Annotated in this window: 15 protein-coding genes; 10 read left to right on the top strand and 5 right to left on the bottom strand. The window is 66.4% G+C overall.

The window, feature by feature from the left end:
• The first annotated feature begins 2 nt into the window (after window positions 1-2).
• The 4 genes from prsK to AC1MLZ_RS09265 are packed head-to-tail and all read left to right on the top strand — an operon-like array spanning window position 3 to window position 6281.
• A complete protein-coding gene (prsK, locus tag AC1MLZ_RS09280) occupies window positions 3-2051 on the top strand; it encodes an XrtA/PEP-CTERM system histidine kinase PrsK (RefSeq protein ID WP_480961389.1) in 2049 nt (682 codons plus the stop codon).
• Window positions 2048-3418, top strand: coding sequence for a PEP-CTERM-box response regulator transcription factor (prsR, locus tag AC1MLZ_RS09275; protein WP_480961388.1), 1371 nt, complete (start codon window positions 2048-2050; stop codon window positions 3416-3418). Before prsK ends, prsR begins: the two co-directional genes overlap by 4 nt.
• On the top strand, window positions 3411-5438 hold the full coding sequence (locus AC1MLZ_RS09270) for a tetratricopeptide repeat protein (RefSeq protein ID WP_480961387.1): 2028 nt from the start codon (window positions 3411-3413) through the stop codon (window positions 5436-5438). The genes prsR and AC1MLZ_RS09270 overlap by 8 nt, the downstream gene beginning before the upstream one ends.
• A gap of 39 nt (window positions 5439-5477) precedes the next feature.
• A complete protein-coding gene (locus AC1MLZ_RS09265; protein WP_480961386.1) occupies window positions 5478-6281 on the top strand; it encodes a DUF815 domain-containing protein in 804 nt (267 codons plus the stop codon).
• Between the two features lie 77 nt (window positions 6282-6358).
• Here AC1MLZ_RS09265 and AC1MLZ_RS09260 read toward each other — a convergent pair whose 3' ends face one another.
• Complete coding sequence (locus AC1MLZ_RS09260) at window positions 6359-6601, bottom strand: hypothetical protein (protein ID WP_480961385.1); 243 nt, start codon at window positions 6599-6601, stop codon at window positions 6359-6361.
• 98 nt (window positions 6602-6699) lie between these two features.
• A complete protein-coding gene (locus tag AC1MLZ_RS09255) occupies window positions 6700-8481 on the bottom strand; it encodes an ABC-F family ATP-binding cassette domain-containing protein (protein ID WP_480961384.1) in 1782 nt (593 codons plus the stop codon).
• 110 nt (window positions 8482-8591) lie between these two features.
• On the opposite strand from AC1MLZ_RS09255, the gene AC1MLZ_RS09250 reads away from it, so the two are divergent.
• From AC1MLZ_RS09250 to AC1MLZ_RS09240, 3 genes are all read left to right on the top strand, one after another.
• Window positions 8592-8906, top strand: a complete 315-nt coding sequence (locus tag AC1MLZ_RS09250; RefSeq protein WP_480961383.1) for a hypothetical protein — start codon at window positions 8592-8594, stop codon at window positions 8904-8906.
• A gap of 23 nt (window positions 8907-8929) precedes the next feature.
• Entirely contained in the window at window positions 8930-9595 is a 666-nt protein-coding gene (locus AC1MLZ_RS09245; protein WP_056061146.1) for a response regulator transcription factor, read from the top strand.
• Between the two features lie 97 nt (window positions 9596-9692).
• Window positions 9693-11003, top strand: coding sequence for a sensor histidine kinase (locus AC1MLZ_RS09240; RefSeq protein ID WP_480961516.1), 1311 nt, complete (start codon window positions 9693-9695; stop codon window positions 11001-11003).
• 113 nt (window positions 11004-11116) lie between these two features.
• Here the strand turns inward: AC1MLZ_RS09240 and AC1MLZ_RS09235 are convergent, their stop codons facing one another.
• Window positions 11117-12019, bottom strand: a complete 903-nt coding sequence (locus tag AC1MLZ_RS09235) for a prephenate dehydratase (protein ID WP_480961382.1) — start codon at window positions 12017-12019, stop codon at window positions 11117-11119.
• A gap of 146 nt (window positions 12020-12165) precedes the next feature.
• Here AC1MLZ_RS09235 and AC1MLZ_RS09230 point away from each other — a divergent pair, with 146 nt between their 5' ends.
• On the top strand, window positions 12166-12867 hold the full coding sequence (locus tag AC1MLZ_RS09230) for a c-type cytochrome (RefSeq protein WP_480961381.1): 702 nt from the start codon (window positions 12166-12168) through the stop codon (window positions 12865-12867).
• A 118-nt stretch (window positions 12868-12985) separates the two neighbouring features.
• Here AC1MLZ_RS09230 and AC1MLZ_RS09225 read toward each other — a convergent pair whose 3' ends face one another.
• A complete protein-coding gene (locus AC1MLZ_RS09225) occupies window positions 12986-13870 on the bottom strand; it encodes an LOG family protein (protein WP_480961380.1) in 885 nt (294 codons plus the stop codon).
• 122 nt (window positions 13871-13992) lie between these two features.
• Window positions 13993-14646, bottom strand: coding sequence for an extensin family protein (locus AC1MLZ_RS09220; RefSeq protein ID WP_480961379.1), 654 nt, complete (start codon window positions 14644-14646; stop codon window positions 13993-13995).
• A gap of 235 nt (window positions 14647-14881) precedes the next feature.
• Here AC1MLZ_RS09220 and AC1MLZ_RS09215 point away from each other — a divergent pair, with 235 nt between their 5' ends.
• Together AC1MLZ_RS09215 and serA are read left to right on the top strand one after the other, a co-directional pair.
• Complete coding sequence (locus AC1MLZ_RS09215; protein WP_480961378.1) at window positions 14882-16036, top strand: phosphoserine transaminase; 1155 nt, start codon at window positions 14882-14884, stop codon at window positions 16034-16036.
• Between the two features lie 148 nt (window positions 16037-16184).
• Window positions 16185-17762 carry a phosphoglycerate dehydrogenase gene (gene serA / locus AC1MLZ_RS09210; RefSeq protein ID WP_480961377.1) on the top strand — a complete coding sequence of 526 codons (1578 nt, stop codon included), beginning with the start codon at window positions 16185-16187 and terminating at the stop codon, window positions 17760-17762.
• The last annotated feature ends 70 nt before the right edge of the window (window positions 17763-17832 follow it).

Below are 17832 nucleotides of genomic sequence, written 5' to 3'. Positions count from 1 at the left end.
ACATGACGGCGACGCTGATCCTCTGGAGCCATGCGCTCGCTGCCTTGGTGTTCGGGGTATTGGGCATGGCGCAATTCCGCGGGGAAACGAGGCAGTGGCCGCACGGCGCGTTCGTCACCGCGTTGTTCGCGACGAGCCTGTGGGCGTTGGCCGTGGCGGGGATAGATGCGGGCGACGTCGCGCCGCGCATTGTCGAAAGCGTCCGCAACATCGCCTGGCTGGCGTTCATGCTGGCGCTCGTCCGGCGGGATCGGGCGGGCAATTTCGCGCTGGGGGTGGTGTATCTCCTCGTCGTCGCGATCGCGGCCATGACTGCCTTGCTCGCGGTCGCCGAAATGGCGCCGATGGATCGCGAGGCGGTGGCCGCGGTCGTCACCGCGCGGTTGGTCTTCCGCATGATGACTGCGGTCAGCGCGCTCGTGCTGGTCCACCATCTCTACCAGGCGGCCCCGGCGTCGCGCGGTGGGATCAGGCTGGTCACGCTCGCGCTGACGGCAATGTGGGGCGCCGACCTGGTGCTGCTTGCGCTGTATTATTTCCAGGTCGGCTGGGTGTCCTGGCTGTCTGTGGTGCGCGGCGTGACGATGGTGGGCGTGGCCGCAGTGTTGATGATCGCCGTGCATCGCAGTGGAGACTGGACGCTGGCGCTGTCGCGGCCGGTCACGATACGCGCGCTCTCGGCGATCGGAATCGTGCTGTATGTCGGGATCGTCGCGCTCTCGACCAGTTACGCCGGTAGCTATGCCGACCCCTATGCCCGGATTGCGCAGACTGCGATCGTATTCGGCGCGACCGCAACCCTCATGGCGATGCTGTCGACGCCTTGGCTGCGGGCATGGATCAAGGTGAAGATCGCGAAGCACCTGTTCCGACATCGCTATGATTATCGTGCCGAATGGCAGCGCTTTACCGATACGCTGGGCAGGTCCGGCATCCAGTCGGACGACACCGCCGAACCGCTCGGGACGCGGGTCGTAAAGGCGGTCGCGAATCTCACGGACTCGCCCGCCGGCCTGTTGTTGGTGCCGGATGGCGCATCGCTGGAGATCGGCGCGACGTGGAACTGGTCCTGCGCGGGCGAGAGCGGCGGCGATGTGTTGGCACGCTATCTCGGCAACAGTGTTCGGATCATCGAACTCGATCCGGTTCGCACCGGCGCCGCGCCCGACGACGAACGGGTGAGCGTTCCGACGTGGTTGTGCGACTGTCCCGAGGCCTGGGCGATCGTGCCACTGCTGCACGGCGGCAAACTGGTCGGCGCGATCGTTCTCGCCCGCCCGGCGGTCGACCGGGCGCTCGACTGGGAGGATTTCGATCTGCTCCGCGTCGCCGGGCGGCAGGCGGCAAGCTACCTGGCAGAGGATCGCGCGCATGTCGCGCTGGCGGATGCGGCACGCTTCGACGAGTTCAACCGCCGCTTCGCGTTCATCCTGCACGATATCAAGAACCTCGTCAGCCAGTTGACGCTGGTCGCGCGCAATGCAGAGCGCCACGCTGACAATCCCGATTTCCGCGTCGACATGGTCGCGACCCTCAAGGACTCCTCCGATCGCATGAACGCGCTGCTTGCCCGCCTTTCGCAGCATAATGCCGCGCCGAGCGAACCGCTCCAGCCGGTCGATGTCGGCGCGCTGGTCGAACGTATCGTGGCCGCTCGGAAGGGCCAGCATCCGATCGCGGCACGCGTCGTGCCGGCGCTGGCGCTCGGTCATGCCACGCGGCTCGAACAGGTGCTGGGGCACCTCGTCCAGAACGGTATCGAGGCGAGCGGCGTCGACGATCCGATCATGCTGTCGATCGACGCGCAGGGCGACCGCGTGGCGATCGATGTGGTCGACCAAGGCTGCGGTATGGCGCCAGGTTTCGTACGAGACCAGCTCTTCCGTCCGTTCGTATCGTCCAAGCCGACCGGGTTCGGCATCGGCGCGTTCGAAGCGCGTCAGCTCGTCCACGCGATGGGCGGTGCGCTGGAGGTCACGAGCCGCGAGGGGCAGGGCACGCGCTTCCGAATCCTGCTGCCTACCGCGACCGCGATGGAGGCGGCGGCATGAGCGGCGCCACAACCGACAAGGACCGTCCCGTCCTGTTGATCGTCGAGGACGACGTCGGGCTGCAGCGTCAGCTCCGCTGGGCGTATGAAGGGTATGAGATCGTCGTCGCGAGCGATCGGACGCAGGCGCTCGACGCGGTGCGCGCGCATGAGCCGGCGGTCGTCACGCTCGATCTCGGCTTGCCGCCCGACCCCGACGGCGTGAGCGAGGGCTTTGCGACGTTGCGCGACATCCTGGCGATGAAGCCCGATACCAAGGTGATCGTCGCATCGGGACACGGTGCACGCGAAAGCGCGTTGCAGGCGATCGCCGACGGTGCCTGGGATTTCTACGCCAAGCCGATCGATATCGACGCGCTGGGCATGATCGTCGGCCGCGCTTTCCACGTTCATGCGCTCGAAGCCGAAAACCGCCGGCTTGCCGCACGCGTCGGGGCAGGCGGGTTCGGCGGTCTCATCAGCGCGTCGCCCGAAATGGCGGTGGTCACGCGGACGCTGGAGAGGGTCGCCCCCGCCAACGTATCGGTGATGCTGCTCGGCGCCAGTGGCACCGGCAAGGAATTGCTCGCGCGCGGGCTGCACGATGCCTCGCCGCGATCGCGCGGGAGTTTTGTCGCGATAAATTGCGCGGCAATTCCCGAGACGCTGCTCGAGAGCGAATTGTTCGGACACGAGAAGGGCGCGTTCACCGGCGCGATCAAGACCGTTCAGGGCAAGATCGAGCAGGCCGCCGGCGGCACCTTGTTCCTCGACGAGATCGGCGACGTGCCGTTTGCACTACAGGTGAAGCTGCTGCGGTTCCTCCAGGAGCGCGTGATCGAGCGCGTCGGCGGGAGGAAGGCGATTCCCGTCGATACCCGGATCGTGTGCGCGACCCACCAGAATGTCGATGCGATGGTCGCCGACGGGCGCTTCCGCGAAGACCTGTATTACCGGCTTGCGGAGATCGTCGTGCGGATCCCGGCGCTGGCCGACCGGACCGGCGACGCGGTATTGCTCGCACGCCACTTCGTGACGCGCTACGCCGTGACCATGAACCCCGTCGTCACCGGCCTTGCTCCCGACGCGCGCGCTGCGATCGATGGCTGGGGCTGGCCGGGCAACGTCCGCGAACTCGAGAACCGGATCAAGCGCGCGGTGATCATGGCGGACGGCAAGCTCGTCACCGCGATCGATCTCGATCTCGACGGCAAGGCCGAAGAGGCCGCCGCGCTGAACCTGCGTGCCGCCCGCGAACTCGCGGACCGGAAGGCGATCCGGCAAGCGCTCGTCCGCGCGGACGGCAATATTTCGGGTGCGTCGCGACTGCTCGGGATCAGCCGGCCGACACTGTACGATCTGCTGAAAAGCTATGATCTCCATGTCTGAGGCCGTGGCTGCACCGGGTCCGCGGGCGAGCCGCTATCCGCTGCTGCGTCGCAAGCGGCGGCGGCGGCGGGTAAAGTTGCCCTTCATCCTGACAGGCGATCGCGCAAGGATCCTCGCGATCGGTCTGCTGAGCCTGACGCTTGTCGCCATCGCGATCGCGCTTGCCCTGCGTGCACCACCGCCCAACGCACGTCGGTTGCTGATCGACAGTCTGAACACACTGGACGCGGGCAATTACAGCGCTGCCCGCACCAATGCGCAGCACGCGATTGCCGCCGAACCCAAGCTTGCGCTCGCGCACGCGGTACTTGCCCGCGCCTATCTCGAGCTCGGTGATGGGCTGGCGGCGGAAGCCGAACTCGCGCGAGCGACGGATGCCGGGCTATCCGCCGGTCGCCTCCACCAGCTTCTGGCGCATGCACGTCTGTTGCAAGGCGATGCCGATGGCGCACTCGACGAAGCCGCGGAGGCGCTGCCGCGCTACGCCGATTATGCCGCACGGATCCAGGCGCGTGCGCTCGCATCGCAAGGCGATGGCGTTCAGGCGCAGGCGGTGCTTCGCGCGCTGCTCGATCGCGTACCGAACGATGCGGCGGCATGGACCGATCTCGGCCGTATCCGCCTGACCGCCGGCGACGTTGGCGGGGCATCAGTTGCGGCAGCACGTGCAGCGACGCTCGCCCCGCGCGAGCCCGCCGCGCTGACCTTGCAGGGCGAGGTTGTCCGTAGCCGTTACGGGCTGGTCGCCGCGCTGCCGTGGTTCGCGGCGGCGTTGCGGAGCGATGCGTATTACCACCCCGCGCTGATCGAATATGCTGCAACGCTGGGCGAACTGGGGCGCAACGCCGAGATGCTCGGCGCTACTCGAGATGCGCTGCTCGCACGGCCGGGCAGCCCGCAGGCGCTGTACCTGCAGGCGGTTCTCGCGGCGCGTGCCGGCCGAACCATGTTGGCGCGCACGTTGCTGCAACGGACCGGGGGCGCGATCGCGGGCCTGCCGGGCTCGCTCCTGCTGTCGGGTAGTCTGGACTATGCGGAGGGGAAACCGGAGCAGGCGGTCGCTACGTGGCAGCGGTTGGTCGCCGTGCAGCCTTTGAACGTGACCGCACGGCGATTGCTGAGCGCGGCGTTGCTCCGTTCGGGCAACCCCAGGGGTGCGCTCGACGCGTTGCGACCGATCGGGTTGCGCGCCGACGCCGACAGTTATTCGCTGGCGCTGATCGCGCGCGCATTCGAAGCGGCCGGCGATCGTGCCTCGGCCGCCGTCTATTTCGATCGGGCGGCAGCGGGGCCGATCGCGCCGGCCGCGACCTTTGCCACGGACGATACGATCGGTGCACTGATGGCGGACGCCGATGCGGCGGCGGGCGACCCGACCTATGTGCTGGGTGTGATCCGCGGGCTGGTCTCGCGCGGCGACTTGGGCGGTGCGGTCGCGCGCGCGCGGGCGCTGGTCGCGGCGGCCCCTGGTGCGCCGGCGGCACACCGCGCGCTTGGTGATACGCTTGCTGCCGGGGGACGCTACGGCGAAGCCGCCGGCGCGTACGCCCGCGCGGCTGACCTGTCGTTCGACGAACCGACCATGCTGCGTCTCGTCGATGCGCTCGGCCGCGCCGGACGGGCGGAGGACGCAAGCACGGCGCTCGCATTGTATCTGTCGCAGAATCCGCAGAGCCTGGCAGGGCTCCGCCTGCTCGGGCATTGGCAGGTCGCATCCGGCGACTGGAACGCTGCGATCGAAACGCTGGAAGGGGTACGGCGGCGCGTTGGCAACCGTGACGGCGGCGTGCTGGTCGATCTCGCGCTGGCCTATGCCGGCAGCGACGACGGCGCGATTGCGGTGCGATACGGGCAGGCCGCCTACACGCTGTCGCCGATGAGCGCGGCAGCGGCGGATGCGTACGGAGTCGCTCTGGCGGCAGACGGCAATATCGACGGCGCCCGGCAGTTGCTCGTCAAGGCAACGCGAGTGGCGCCCGCCAATGCAGCGATCGCGGATCATCTTCGCCAGCTTGGCTGAACGCTTGCCTGACGGGCATCGCGCCGCCAGAAGCCGCACATGACTGATCCGCTGGACCGCATTGCCGCCGCACTGGAGCGCCTGTCTCCACCGCCACCGCCCGCCGCCGATCCGCTGGCGCATCCGGCGTATGTCTGGCGCAGTGACACGCTCCAGCCGGCGCGTGCGTTCGCGCCGTTGCCGCTGCCCATGCTGATCGGCGTCGACCGGCAAAAGGCGTCGCTGGTCGCCAATCTGCGGCATCTCGCCAAGCGGCACGCGGCGCAGGACGTGTTGCTCTGGGGTGCGCGCGGTACCGGCAAGTCGGCGCTCGTCAAGAGCGCGGTAGCGTCCGTGCAGGCGGAAGGCGGCGAACTGGCGCTCGTCGAAGTGTCCGAGTTGGGCGGCCTGCCGAAACTGTTCGCGTCACTGGCGCCGGTCAATCGCGCCTTCGTGCTGTTCGTTGACGATCTTGGGTTCGACGTTCCCGCTGAGGCGAGGACGCTCCGATCAATGCTGGAGGGCGGCGCGGAACCGCGGCCAGCCAATGTCCGGCTGGTAGTGACGGCCAATCGTCGCCATCTGGCGCCGCGCGACATTGCCGAACAGGAGAGCGCGATCAATCCGCGCGATTCCGCCGACGATCATCTCGCGCTGGCCGACCGTTTCGGGCTTAGCTTGGGCTTTCACGCGCTGGATCAGGAGGGGTATCTGGCGATCGTCGCGGCGTATGCGAAGGCGAACGATCTGTCGTTCGAGCCTGGCGATGCGATCGGGTGGGCGACACGTCGGGGAAGTCGATCGGGTCGGGTAGCGTGGCAGTTCATCGTCAATCTGGCCGGCAAGGCGGGTACAGCGCTCTAGCCGGTATTTATGCCGGTGAGCCTACAGGCCAACCGGGAAACGAATGGGCCGACGCGGTTGGCGTCGGCCCGAAACGCTTAGTTGCTGTCCGAATTGTCGTCGTTGTCGTCCTTGACGATCGCGACAACACCGATGGCGACGACGCCAGCAGCGATCAGGGCAGCGATGATGCCGCCGCTTGCTGCTTCGCTCTTGCCCGACGTTGCCGAACCGGTGCGAACGTTCGCAACCGACAGGCTTGCAGGTGCTGCGGTCGCTGCAACCGAGGTGGACAGCATTGCGACAGCAAGTGCGCTGCCGGTAAGGGCCTTGAGCTTCATAAAAATCTCCAGAATTAAGAGCCAACGTTATGATGCAACGCAATAAATGTCAATGCGTTCCATCCCACTTTTGGCAAGCTCCATCGAAGCTTCTCGACTCAAACGACGCCTTCGACCAGCTCCGCAAGCTCCAACCAACGGAGTTCGGCTGCCTCTTTCTCGGCGCGCGCCTGCTCGATCGCTTTCGTCAGTTTGGCAAACGTCGCATGGTCGCGCATGTAGAGGTCGGGCTTGGCGAGCTTGATCGCATCGGCTGCCATCTGCGCGTCTAGCTCCTCGATTCGCTTGGGCAGCAACTCGTAATCCCGCTGATCCTTGTAGGTCAGTTTCGCACGGGGGGCGGCGGCGACGGGGGCGGTCGCGGCGACCTTCTTCGAAGCACGCTTGCCGGTAGTCGTCGACACGCGACGCTTTTCCCAGTCTTCGTACCCGCCGGCGACAACGTCGACCGTGCCCGAGCCGTCGAGCCCGAGCGTGATCGTCACGGTGCGATCGAGGAAGTCGCGATCATGGCTCACGATCAGCACGGTGCCGTCGTAATCGCCGATCACCTCCTGCAACAAGTCGAGCGTCTCGAGATCGAGATCATTGGTCGGCTCGTCGAGTACCAGCAGGTTCGACGGCTTGGCGAACTCGCGCGCCAAAAGAAGCCGTGACCGCTCGCCGCCCGACAGCGAGCCGATCTTCGCGTCGACCATGTTGGGGTCGAACAGGAAGTCCTTCAGATAGCCGTGGATGTGCTTGCGCACGCCGAGCACGTCGATCCACTCGCCGCCGTCGACGACGACTTCGCGGACCGTCTTCTCGGGCGCCATCAGGCTGCGCTGCTGGTCGATCACGACGGCGTCGAGCGTCTTGGCGAGCTTGATCGTGCCGCTGTCGGGTTCGATCTCACCGGTCAGCAGCTTGAGCAACGTCGACTTGCCGGCGCCGTTGCGGCCGACGATGCCGATGCGGTCGCCGCGAGTCACCCTCAACGTCAAGTCACCGATGATCGTGCGGTCGCCATAGGATTTGGTGACGTTCTTCGCGTCGATCACGACCTTCGACTTGGTGTCGTCGCTGCTCGTGGTCAGGTTCGCCGAGCCCTGTGGCCCGATCATCGACGCGCGTTCGGCGCGCATCTCGTGCAGCTTGGTCAGGCGGCCCTGGTTGCGCTTGCGCCGCCCGGTGACGCCGCGAAGCAGCCAGTGCTCCTCCAGCTTGAGGCGTGCATCGAGCTTCTCGGTCTGGCGCTGTTCCTCGGCGTACACCTGTTCGGTCCACGCCTCGAACCCGCCAAAGCCGATCTCCGCGCGCCGGATCGCGCCGCGATCGAGCCACAGCGTCTGCTTGGTGAGCCGCGTCAGGAAGGTGCGGTCATGGCTGATGACGACGAACGCGCCGCGGAAGCGCTTGAGCCAATCCTCGATCCATTCGATCGCGCCGATGTCGAGATGGTTGGTCGGCTCATCGAGCAGCAGCACGTCGGGGTCCTGCGACAGCGCACGCACGATCGCCGCGCGCCGCCGTTCGCCGCCCGACGCGGAGGCCGCCTCGCGCGACAGGTCGATGCCGAGCTGGTCCGCAATCGAATCCGCCTCGTAGTTCACCGGCGCATCGTCGCCCGCCATCACGTAATCGCGCAGCGTCGCGAACCCGCGCAGGTCGGGCTCCTGCTCCAGGATCACGACGCGGGTGCCGGGGACGATCGTCCGGCGCCCCTCGTCCGCGACGACGCTGCCGCCGAGCAACTTGAGCAAGGTCGTCTTGCCGGCGCCGTTGCGGCCGATCAGCGCGAGCCGGTCGCGCGGTCCGATATGGATGTCGAGATTGCGAAAGAGCCATCCCGAGCCCTGGACGAGTCCGAGGCCTTCGAATGCTAAGATTGGTGCTGCCATGTCCGGGCCAAGTAGGGACGGCAGGTGATGCAGGCAAGTTACACTGTGTCGGGACTGTGTGAGCGCGACCATTCACAGGGTGTTCAACGCGTGGCAGCTATGCCACGGCCATGAAGATGCTGCTTTTCCTTGCGACCTTGGCCGCGGTGCCCGTGTTGATGGGCGCTGCTCCTATGCTCGCTGGCGCCGATCAACGCCGCAGCGATCAGATGTCGGCGTTCGAGGGGCGCAAGACCGGGCGCCTGCTTTCGGTCCGCGAGATCGAGGCGCGCGTGCGCCCGACGATGGCGGACGCGCAGTATCTTGGCTTCGACTATGATTCGGGCAGTGCCATTTACACGCTCAAATACCTGCGCAATGGAACCGTCATCTGGATCGACGTAGATGGCCGCACCGGCCAGATCGTCGGCCGCACGGGTCGCTGAAACCCCCAATCGAGAGGACTATCATGCGCGTTCTGATCGTCGAGGACGAGCCGAATCTCGGCCAGCAATTGAAGAATACCCTGGAGGGGGCCGGCTATGCGATCGACCTCGCGGTCGATGGCGAAGAGGGACATTTCCTCGGCTCGACGGAGAATTACGACGCGGTCGTGCTCGATCTCGGCCTGCCCGAGATCGACGGGCTAACCGTGCTCGATCGTTGGCGCAAGGAGGGCAAGACGATGCCCGTGCTGGTGCTGACCGCGCGTGACAGCTGGTCGGACAAAGTCGCGGGTCTGGATGCGGGCGCGGACGATTACGTCGCCAAGCCGTTCCAGAGCGAGGAGCTGATCGCGCGTCTTCGTGCCTTGATCCGTCGTGCGTCGGGCAACGCCTCTTCCGAGCTGACCGCAGGCGACATCCGCCTCGACACGCGCAGCGGCAAGGTCACGCGCGCCGGCGAGCCGGTCAAACTGACCGCGCAGGAATACAAGCTGCTCAGCTACCTGCTCCACCACAAGGGCAAGGTCGTCAGCCGTACCGAATTGATCGAGCATATCTACGACCAGGACTTCGACCGCGATTCAAACACGATCGAGGTGTTCGTGACGCGGATCCGCAAGAAGCTCGGCCAGGACGTGATCACGACGATCCGCGGCCTCGGCTACAGCCTCGAAGATCCGGACGCCTGATCGGCTCACGATGGACAGCGCGCCGGTCACAAACACGCCGATAGTGGACGGGCCGATCCGCGTGCCCGCCGCCGTCAAGGGATCGCTGTCGCGGCGCATGATCCTGATCGCGGCCGTGTGGATCGGCGTGCTGCTCAGCGGCGGCGGGTTCGCGCTCGACCGCGTGCTGAGCCAGGCGGTAACGCGAAACTTCGACGACCAACTCGAATACGTACTGCGGTCGCTGCTCAATTCTTCCGAGATCGGTCCGGATGGCGAGGTAATCTTCTCGCGCGAGGCTGCGGCCGACCAGCGGTTCGTCGAGCCGTATTCGGGACTGTATTGGCAGGTGTCGGGCAAGGGGCGCGAGGATTTCCCGTCGCGCTCGCTGTGGGATCGCCGGCTCGCATTCGGCGGCCCGCATGACGATCGCAACGCGCATTTCTACGACAGCACGCAGTTTCCCGACGAAAAGTTGCGGATCGTAGAGCGCGACGCGGTCATTCCCGGCTCCAAGGTCCATTGGCGCTTTCAGGTCGCGCAGAGCCGCGACGGGCTCGACGCGCAGATCACCACCTTGCGCCGGACGCTGGTTCGCAGCTTCGCGCTGCTCGCGCTGGGGCTGATCGTGATGGCGGCGCTGCAGACGTTCTATGGGCTCTGGCCGCTGCGGCGGGTGCGCGAGGAGATCGCGCGGATGCGTGCTGGCCAATCGAACCGGGTGTCGAGCGCGATGCCGGTCGAGGTCGCGCCGATGGTCGAGGAACTCAACGCGCTGATCGAGCATAACGAGCGTCAGGCGGAGGAAGCGCGGCGGCACGCCGGCAACCTTGCCCATGCGCTGAAGACCCCACTGACGGTGATCATGAACGCGGCAACCGCGCAGTCGGATGATCTTGCCGACACGGTGATCCGCGAGGCGCGGACGATGCGCCGGCAGGTGGATCATCACCTTGCGAGAGCGCGGGCGGTCGGTCGCCGCGGTTCCGCGCACAGCCGCGCGGACGTGTGGCCAAGCCTCGAATCGGTCGAGCGCGCGGTCGGGCGGCTGTATCGCCATGTCCGCATCGACGTGACCGGGCCGCGGGGACTTCAGGTTCATGTCGAGCGGCAGGATCTCGATGAGATGCTCGGCAACCTGATCGAGAACGCCGCGAAATATGGCGGCGGCAGCGTGTTCGTGACGGTCGGCGCGCAGTCGGGCTTTGTCGAGTTCCTGATCGAGGACGACGGCGTCGGCATTCCGGAAGAAGAACGCGTCCGCATCTTCGATCGCGGCGTGCGGCTCGATACGGGCAAGCCGGGGACTGGGCTTGGGCTCGCGATCGTGCGCGACGTGGCAGAGATTTATGAGGGGACGGTCGCGCTGGAGGAGAGCGAAGACCTAGGCGGTCTGCTTGTGCGGCTAAGGTTGCCGGCCGCGAACTAGCAGTCAGTCACCGTTTTCCTGCGAATGCAGGAATCCAGGGCCGAGAGGGAAGACTCTTGTGACCCTGGGCTCCTGCGTTCGCAGGAGAACGGTACGGACTATTGATCGGTCGACTACCCCCGCGACCGCGCCTGCCGATACGTCCCCAACACCCGCAGCCATTTTGAATGGAACCCCAGTTCCTCCAGCGCATGGTCGAGGTTCGCGTCGCCCGGCTTGCCGACCACGTCCGCATAGAATTCCGTCGCGGAGAAGCTGCCGTTGCGCTGATAGCTTTCCAGCTTGGTGATGTTCACCCCGTTGGTCGCAAACCCGCCGACCGCCTTGTACAGCGCAGCGGGCACGTTCTTCACCTCGAAGATCAGCGTCGTCATCCATTCGCCGCCCACCGGTTCCTGCGCTGCGGGAGGCTTGCCGCCGCGCGCCAGCACCACGAACCTCGTCATGTTGTGATCCGCATCGGCAATGTCCGTCGCGAGCAGTTCCAGCCCGTACAGCCCTGCAGCGGCAGGCGGCGCCAGTGCGGCGATCGCAGGGTCGGCCAACTCCGCGACCTTGGCCGCCGCGCCAGCCGTGTCGGGATAGCTCACCGGCTCGATCCCGTGCGCCTTCAGCCAATGCCGGCACTGCCCCAGCGCCTGCGGATGGCTCATCGCCTGGCGGATACCGTCGCGCGGGCCGCATGCCATCAGCGCATGGCGGATCGGCAGGAAATGCTCGCCGGTGATGACGAGCCCCGATTCGGGCAGCAGGAAATGGATGTCGGCGACGCGGCCATGCAGCGAATTCTCGATCGGGATGATCGCGCAATCCGCGCGGCCGTCCTTCACCGCGTCGATCGCGTCGGAGAAATCGAAGCAGGGCAGGGGCAGGCCATCCGGGAACGCCTCGACCGCGGCGACATGGCTGTTCGCGCCCGGTGCGCCCTGAAACGCCACGGCGCGCGCGGGTTCTGCGGCGGCGGCGTCGGTCATCCGCGCGACGATCGGGCGGGCGGGTGCGGCGAAGTTTTCCATGCGCCTAGCGCCTAAAGCGCGCTGCCTGCCTGTTCAAGCCGGGTGGAGAGCCCCCGCCCGCCATATGCGCGCCATACAAGCGCGGCTTGCGGTGCGCGCCCGCCTTTTCTATGGCTATCCCAAACAGAACAGGGCGGATGCGCAAGATGGACAATCGGACCAATACGATCGCCGGCTGGGTGCTCGCAGGCTGTGGTGCGGCACTCGGACTGTCGATCGTCGGTGGGATGATCTTCCACGGCGAGCGCCCCGAGAAGATGGGCTATGCGATCGAGGGTGTCGCGGCCGAGGGCGCGGAGGGCGGCGCTGCCGAGGTTCCGATCGCGTCGCTGCTGCCGACTGCCGACGCCGCCAAGGGCGCCGAAGTGTTCAAGAAGTGCGCCGCCTGCCACACCATCAACCAGGGTGGCGCGAACGGTATCGGGCCGAACCTGTACGGCACCGTCGGCGAGGCGATCGCCAAGGGTAAGAACGGGTTCGCGTTTTCCACGGCGCTTGCGAGCGTCGGTGGAACCTGGGACTTCGACAAGATGAACGCGTGGCTGACGTCCCCACGTAAGTTCGCCCCCGGCACGAAGATGACGTTCGCGGGCCTCGGCAATGCGCAGGATCGCGCGAACGTGATCCTGTATCTCAACCAGCAGGGCTCGAATCTGCCCGTTCCAGCGGCGCCTGCCGCGGGTGCGGCTCCGGCGGCTAAGGATCAGCCAGCGACCGCGGATGCGGCGGAGGCTGCGGCGACCAACGGGCCCGATACGGCAGACATCGCCAACACCGGCACGCCCGCTTCGGGCGCGCCGTCGGTCGATCCGGAAGCAGCGCGCAAGGGCGCCCGCTCGGAGAAATAACCGCTACTCCCTCTCCCCTGCGGGAGAGGGTCGGGGTGAAGGGCTGCCAAGCAATGCAGCGCCCGGAACAGCCCCTCACCTCAGCCCTCTCCCCGGAAGGGAGAGGGAGCAAGAAGGCTTAGCCCTCGGCGGCTTCCTTCTCCGCCCGCTCACGATAGAACGTCTCAACCACGTCCCAAGCCTCGTCCGCCGTTTCGACATAATGGAAGATCGCCAGATCCTTCTCGCTGACGACGCCTTCCTCGACCAGCGCGTCGAAGTTCACGACCCGCTCCCAGAAGGTCCGTCCGAACAGCAGCACCGGGATCGGCTGGATCTTGCCCGTCTGGATCAGCGTCAGCAGTTCGAACAACTCGTCGAACGTCCCGAACCCACCCGGAAACGCCGCCAGAGCGCGCGCGTGCAGCAGGAAGTGCATCTTCCGCAGCGCGAAATAGTGGAACTGCACCGACAGCGACGGCGTCACATACGGGTTGGGCGCCTGCTCGTGCGGCAACACGATGTTGAGCCCGATCGATTCGGCGCCGACATCAGCCGCGCCACGATTGGCCGCTTCCATGATCGACGGACCGCCACCCGAACACACCACGAAGTTCCGCCAGCCCCGCTCGTCACGCGGCAACACGCTGACCTTCGCCGCAAGCTCACGCGCGACGTCGTAATATTTCGACTTCTCGACCAGCCGCTCCGCGATCTTCCTCGACTTCTCGTCGGTCGCGAGTGCGAGCAGCGCCTGCGCCTTGGCCGGCTCAGGGATGCGCGCCGACCCGTAGAACACGAACGTCGAACAAATCTTCGCCTCGTCGAGGACGAGTTCGGTCTTCAGCAGTTCGAGCTGGAATCGCACCGGCCGCAGATCTTCGCGCAACAGGAAATCCATGTCCTGAAAGGCGAGCCGGTAATGCGGGTGCTGCGTCTGGGGGGTGGAAACGGAGTCGCGGGCGGACTCGGCATCCTGGCTGGCGTTCGGAAAAACGCGCGTCGGTACTCGTGTATCGGTCATTCAGGCGCGATTAGAGGAAACCGGGGGGCAGGGCTAGACAGCCGTTCTCCTGCGAACGCAGGAATCCAGGATTGTGGAGGATAGCGTTCGTGACCCTGGACTCCTGCGTACGCAGGAGAACATCAGCGGCAGAAATTCGCGCGATCGTCTTCGAGGTGAAGATGGTTGCGATGTGCGGCGTTGTAGTCCGGGCTCAAGACAGTCCCGAATCGCTTGCACGCCGACGCACGGATCGTCTGGAGGAACTGCCGCACCTGCGGATCGGACGAATTCCAGTCGTTCAGCACGGTGATTCGCCGCCCGTCCTTCAGCACGAACCCGCCGACGTCGATCGCGTTGGCGATCGCATGCCCCGACCGCCGGCTCGCATTGCGCGCCGAGCCGACGACGTTGCGGCAGGAATAGCTCCCCATGCTGTCGATCCGCGCGAGTTCGCTGCCGAGCATCTGGTACGCCGCTGGCGCCACCGCATTGCGCGTCCAACCGATGAACGCGCGCGCCGCACCACAACGGACCGCGGTGAGATTGGCGATGGGGACGCCGATATCGACCAGCTTGATCGTGCCGTTGAGGCCGCAACCGGGGCCGGTCTCGCGGTCGGGCAGCACTTGGAACGACACGTGGAGTTCGCGCAGGTCGGCAAGGCATTGCGCCGTCTCGCGATTGCTCGGCACGGAAAGATTGGGCCGGGTCTTGGTTGGCGCGTTGGGCCGGTCGGCGCGTCCGCAAGCGGCGAGCGTGAGAGCCAGGAAAACGATTCCCACCCACTCCGTCATGCCGGGCTTGTTCCGGCATCCACGTCTGATCTTGTCCCCCATGCCGATGGCCGTGCGGCACGGTGGACCCCGGAACAAGCCCGGGGTGACGGAGCGAGTTTGGCGCACGGTGGAGCGAGTCCCGCCGCCACGCACTCGCGATCGAACGCGGTTGACACCCCCGCGAACGCCGCTAGGGCCGGCGACGGGCCACGCGGTCCCAACGCCGCGCGTGCTCTCTGTGAGGAGAGATACATTGACGAATACGACCTACGCACCCGCTACAGGTGCGCCTTCACTGCCTGCCACCAAGCCGGCACGTCCCTTTTTCAGCTCCGGTCCCTGCGCGAAACCTCCGGGTTGGTCCGCGGACAAGCTCGCCACCGCATCGCTCGGTCGCTCGCATCGCTCGAAGATCGGCAAGACCCGCCTCCAGTACAGCATCGACCTGATGCGCGAACTGCTGAAGGTCCCCGACACCCACCGCATCGGCATCGTCCCCGGCTCCGACACCGGCGCGTACGAGATGGCGATGTGGACGATGCTGGGCGCGAAGCCTGTCACCGCGCTCGCGTGGGAAAGCTTCGGCGAGGGCTGGGTCACGGATGCCGTGAAGCAGCTCAAGATCGATCCCACCGTGATCCGCGCCGATTACGGCCAGCTGCCTGATCTGGACGCGGTCGACTGGTCGAACGATGTGCTGTTCACCTGGAACGGCACCACCAGCGGCGTGCGCGTGCCGAACGCGGACTGGATCCCCGACGACCGGGAAGGTCTCTCGTTCGCCGATGCGACGTCAGGCGTGTTTGCGTACGACATCGACTGGACGAAGATCGATGTGGCGACTTTCTCGTGGCAGAAAGTGCTCGGCGGGGAGGGCGCGCACGGCGTGCTGATCCTCGGGCCGCGTGCGGTCGAGCGGCTTGAGACGTACACGCCGGCCTGGCCGCTGCCGAAGGTGTTCCGCCTCGTCTCGAAGGGCAAGCTGACGGAGGGCGTGTTCAAGGGCGAGACGATCAACACGCCGTCGATGCTGGCCGTCGAGGACGCGATCTTCAGCCTCGAATGGGCCAAGTCGCTCGGCGAGGACGGCCTGATCAAGCGTTCGGATGCGAATGCGGCTGCGCTCGACAAGATCGTCGCCGACCGCGATTGGCTCGGGCATCTCGCCGCCGATCCGGCGACGCGGTCTAAGACCAGCGTGTGCCTCACGGTCGAGGGTGCGGACGAAGCGCTGATCAAGGCGATGGCCTCGGCACTGGAGAAGGCGGGCGCCGCCTACGACGTCGCCGGCTACCGCGATGCGCCTCCGGGCTTGCGGATCTGGTGCGGCGCAACCGTCGACACCGCCGATATCGAGGCGCTCGGCCCATGGCTCGACTGGGCCTACGCGACCGCCAAGGCCGGCTGACCTTAGCCCTCTCCCCCTCGGGGAGAGGGTTGGGTGAGGGGCTGCCAAGCAGCGCTCCGCCCGGAACAGCCCCTCACCCCAGCCCTCGCCCCGACGGGGAGAGGGAGCGTTTCATCGCATCCTCACCGAAATTCCCAGGAGCAATCCCATGCCAAAAGTCCTCATTTCCGACAAAATGGACCCCCGCGCCGCGCAGATCTTCCGCGAGCGCGGCGTCGAGGTCGACGAGATCACCGGCAAGACACCCGCCGAACTTATGGCGATCATCGGCGACTATGACGGTCTCGCGATCCGCAGCTCGACCAAGGTTACCAAGGAAATCCTCGAGCACGCCACCAACCTCAAGGTCGTCGGCCGCGCCGGGATCGGCGTCGACAATGTCGACATTCCCGCCGCCTCGGCAAAGGGCGTGGTCGTGATGAACACCCCGTTCGGCAACTCGATCACCACCGCCGAGCACGCCATCGCGCTGATGTTCGCGCTCGCCCGCCAGCTGCCCGAGGCCGATGCCTCGACGCAGGCCGGCAAGTGGGAGAAGAACCGCTTCATGGGCGTCGAGCTGACGTCCAAGACGCTCGGCCTGATCGGTGCGGGCAACATCGGCTCGATCGTCGCCGACCGTGCGCGCGGCCTCAAGATGAAGGTCGTCGCGTTCGATCCGTTCCTGACGCCCGAGCGCGCGATCGAGATCGGCGTCGAAAAGGTCACGCTCGACGAACTGCTCGCCCGCGCCGACTTCATAACGCTGCACACGCCGCTGACCGACCAGACGCGCAACATCCTCTCGGCCGAGGCGCTCGCCAAGACCAAGAAGGGGGTTCGCATCATCAACTGCGCCCGCGGCGGCCTGATCGACGAGGTCGCGCTGAAGGCGGCACTCGATTCAGGCCAGGTCGGCGGCGCAGCGCTCGACGTGTTCGTCGAGGAGCCTGCCAAGGCGTCGCCGTTGTTCAACACGCCGAACTTCGTCAGCACGCCGCATCTCGGCGCGTCGACGACCGAGGCGCAGGTCAACGTCGCGATCCAGGTCGCCGAGCAGATGGCCGATTACCTCATGTCGGGCGGCGTCACCAACGCGCTCAACATGCCGTCGCTGTCGGCGGAGGAAGCGCCGAAGCTGAAGCCGTACATGGCGCTGGCGGAGAAGCTCGGCTCGCTGGTCGGGCAGCTGACCACGGGCGCGGTGTCGCGGATTTCGGTGCATACCGAGGGGGCTGCTGCTGAACTCAATGCGAAGCCGATCGTGAGCGCGGTGCTCGCCGGCTATCTCCAGACGCAGACCGCGACCGTCAACATGGTCAACGCACCTGTGCTGGCCCGCGAGCGTGGGCTAGAGGTCCGCGAAGTCCGCACCGAGCGCGAGGCGGATTACCACACGCTGCTGCGCGTCTCGGTGAAGACCGAGGATGGCGAGCGGTCGGTGGCCGGCACGCTGTTCGGCGATTCGGCGCCGCGATTGGTCGAGCTGCTTGGGATCAAGATCGAGGCCGATCTCGCGGGTCCGATGCTGTACGTCGTCAACGAGGACGCGCCGGGGTTCATCGGTCGTCTCGGGACGGCGCTGGGCGAGGCCGGGGTGAACATCGGGACGTTCCATCTCGGGCGTCGTTCGGCGGGTGGCGAAGCGGTGCTTCTCCTGTCGGTCGACGAAGCCGTGACGCCCGACCTCCTCACCAAGGTCCGCGCACTCCCCGGCGTGAAGACCGCAATGGGCCTCAACTTCTAACGGTGTTACTTACTTAGCCCTCTCCCCTCCGGGGAGAGGGTTGGGTGAGGGGCAGTTGGGAAGGGCATCG

The sequence above is a fragment of the Sphingomonas sp. PEI4 genome (genome assembly GCF_056679955.1).
This window is presented reverse-complemented; position numbering and strand designations above follow the sequence as displayed.

Bases quoted from the DNA above. Each gene is read 5' to 3' on its own strand.
- AC1MLZ_RS09250 (WP_480961383.1), top strand. From the start codon at position 8,592: ATGAAGATGCTGCTTTTCCTTGCGACCTTGGCCGCGGTGCCCGTGTTG.
- prsR (WP_480961388.1), top strand. From the start codon at position 2,048: ATGAGCGGCGCCACAACCGACAAGGACCGTCCCGTCCTGTTGATCGTC.
- AC1MLZ_RS09225 (WP_480961380.1), bottom strand. From the start codon at position 13,870: ATGACCGATACACGAGTACCGACGCGCGTTTTTCCGAACGCCAGCCAG.
- AC1MLZ_RS09255 (WP_480961384.1), bottom strand. From the start codon at position 8,481: ATGGCAGCACCAATCTTAGCATTCGAAGGCCTCGGACTCGTCCAGGGC.
- AC1MLZ_RS09260 (WP_480961385.1), bottom strand. From the start codon at position 6,601: ATGAAGCTCAAGGCCCTTACCGGCAGCGCACTTGCTGTCGCAATGCTG.
- prsK (WP_480961389.1), top strand. From the start codon at position 3: ATGACGGCGACGCTGATCCTCTGGAGCCATGCGCTCGCTGCCTTGGTG.
- AC1MLZ_RS09235 (WP_480961382.1), bottom strand. From the start codon at position 12,019: ATGGAAAACTTCGCCGCACCCGCCCGCCCGATCGTCGCGCGGATGACC.
- serA (WP_480961377.1), top strand. From the start codon at position 16,185: ATGCCAAAAGTCCTCATTTCCGACAAAATGGACCCCCGCGCCGCGCAG.
- AC1MLZ_RS09270 (WP_480961387.1), top strand. From the start codon at position 3,411: ATGTCTGAGGCCGTGGCTGCACCGGGTCCGCGGGCGAGCCGCTATCCG.
- AC1MLZ_RS09240 (WP_480961516.1), top strand. From the start codon at position 9,693: ATGATCCTGATCGCGGCCGTGTGGATCGGCGTGCTGCTCAGCGGCGGC.
- AC1MLZ_RS09220 (WP_480961379.1), bottom strand. From the start codon at position 14,646: ATGACGGAGTGGGTGGGAATCGTTTTCCTGGCTCTCACGCTCGCCGCT.
- AC1MLZ_RS09245 (WP_056061146.1), top strand. From the start codon at position 8,930: ATGCGCGTTCTGATCGTCGAGGACGAGCCGAATCTCGGCCAGCAATTG.
- AC1MLZ_RS09230 (WP_480961381.1), top strand. From the start codon at position 12,166: ATGGACAATCGGACCAATACGATCGCCGGCTGGGTGCTCGCAGGCTGT.
- AC1MLZ_RS09265 (WP_480961386.1), top strand. From the start codon at position 5,478: ATGACTGATCCGCTGGACCGCATTGCCGCCGCACTGGAGCGCCTGTCT.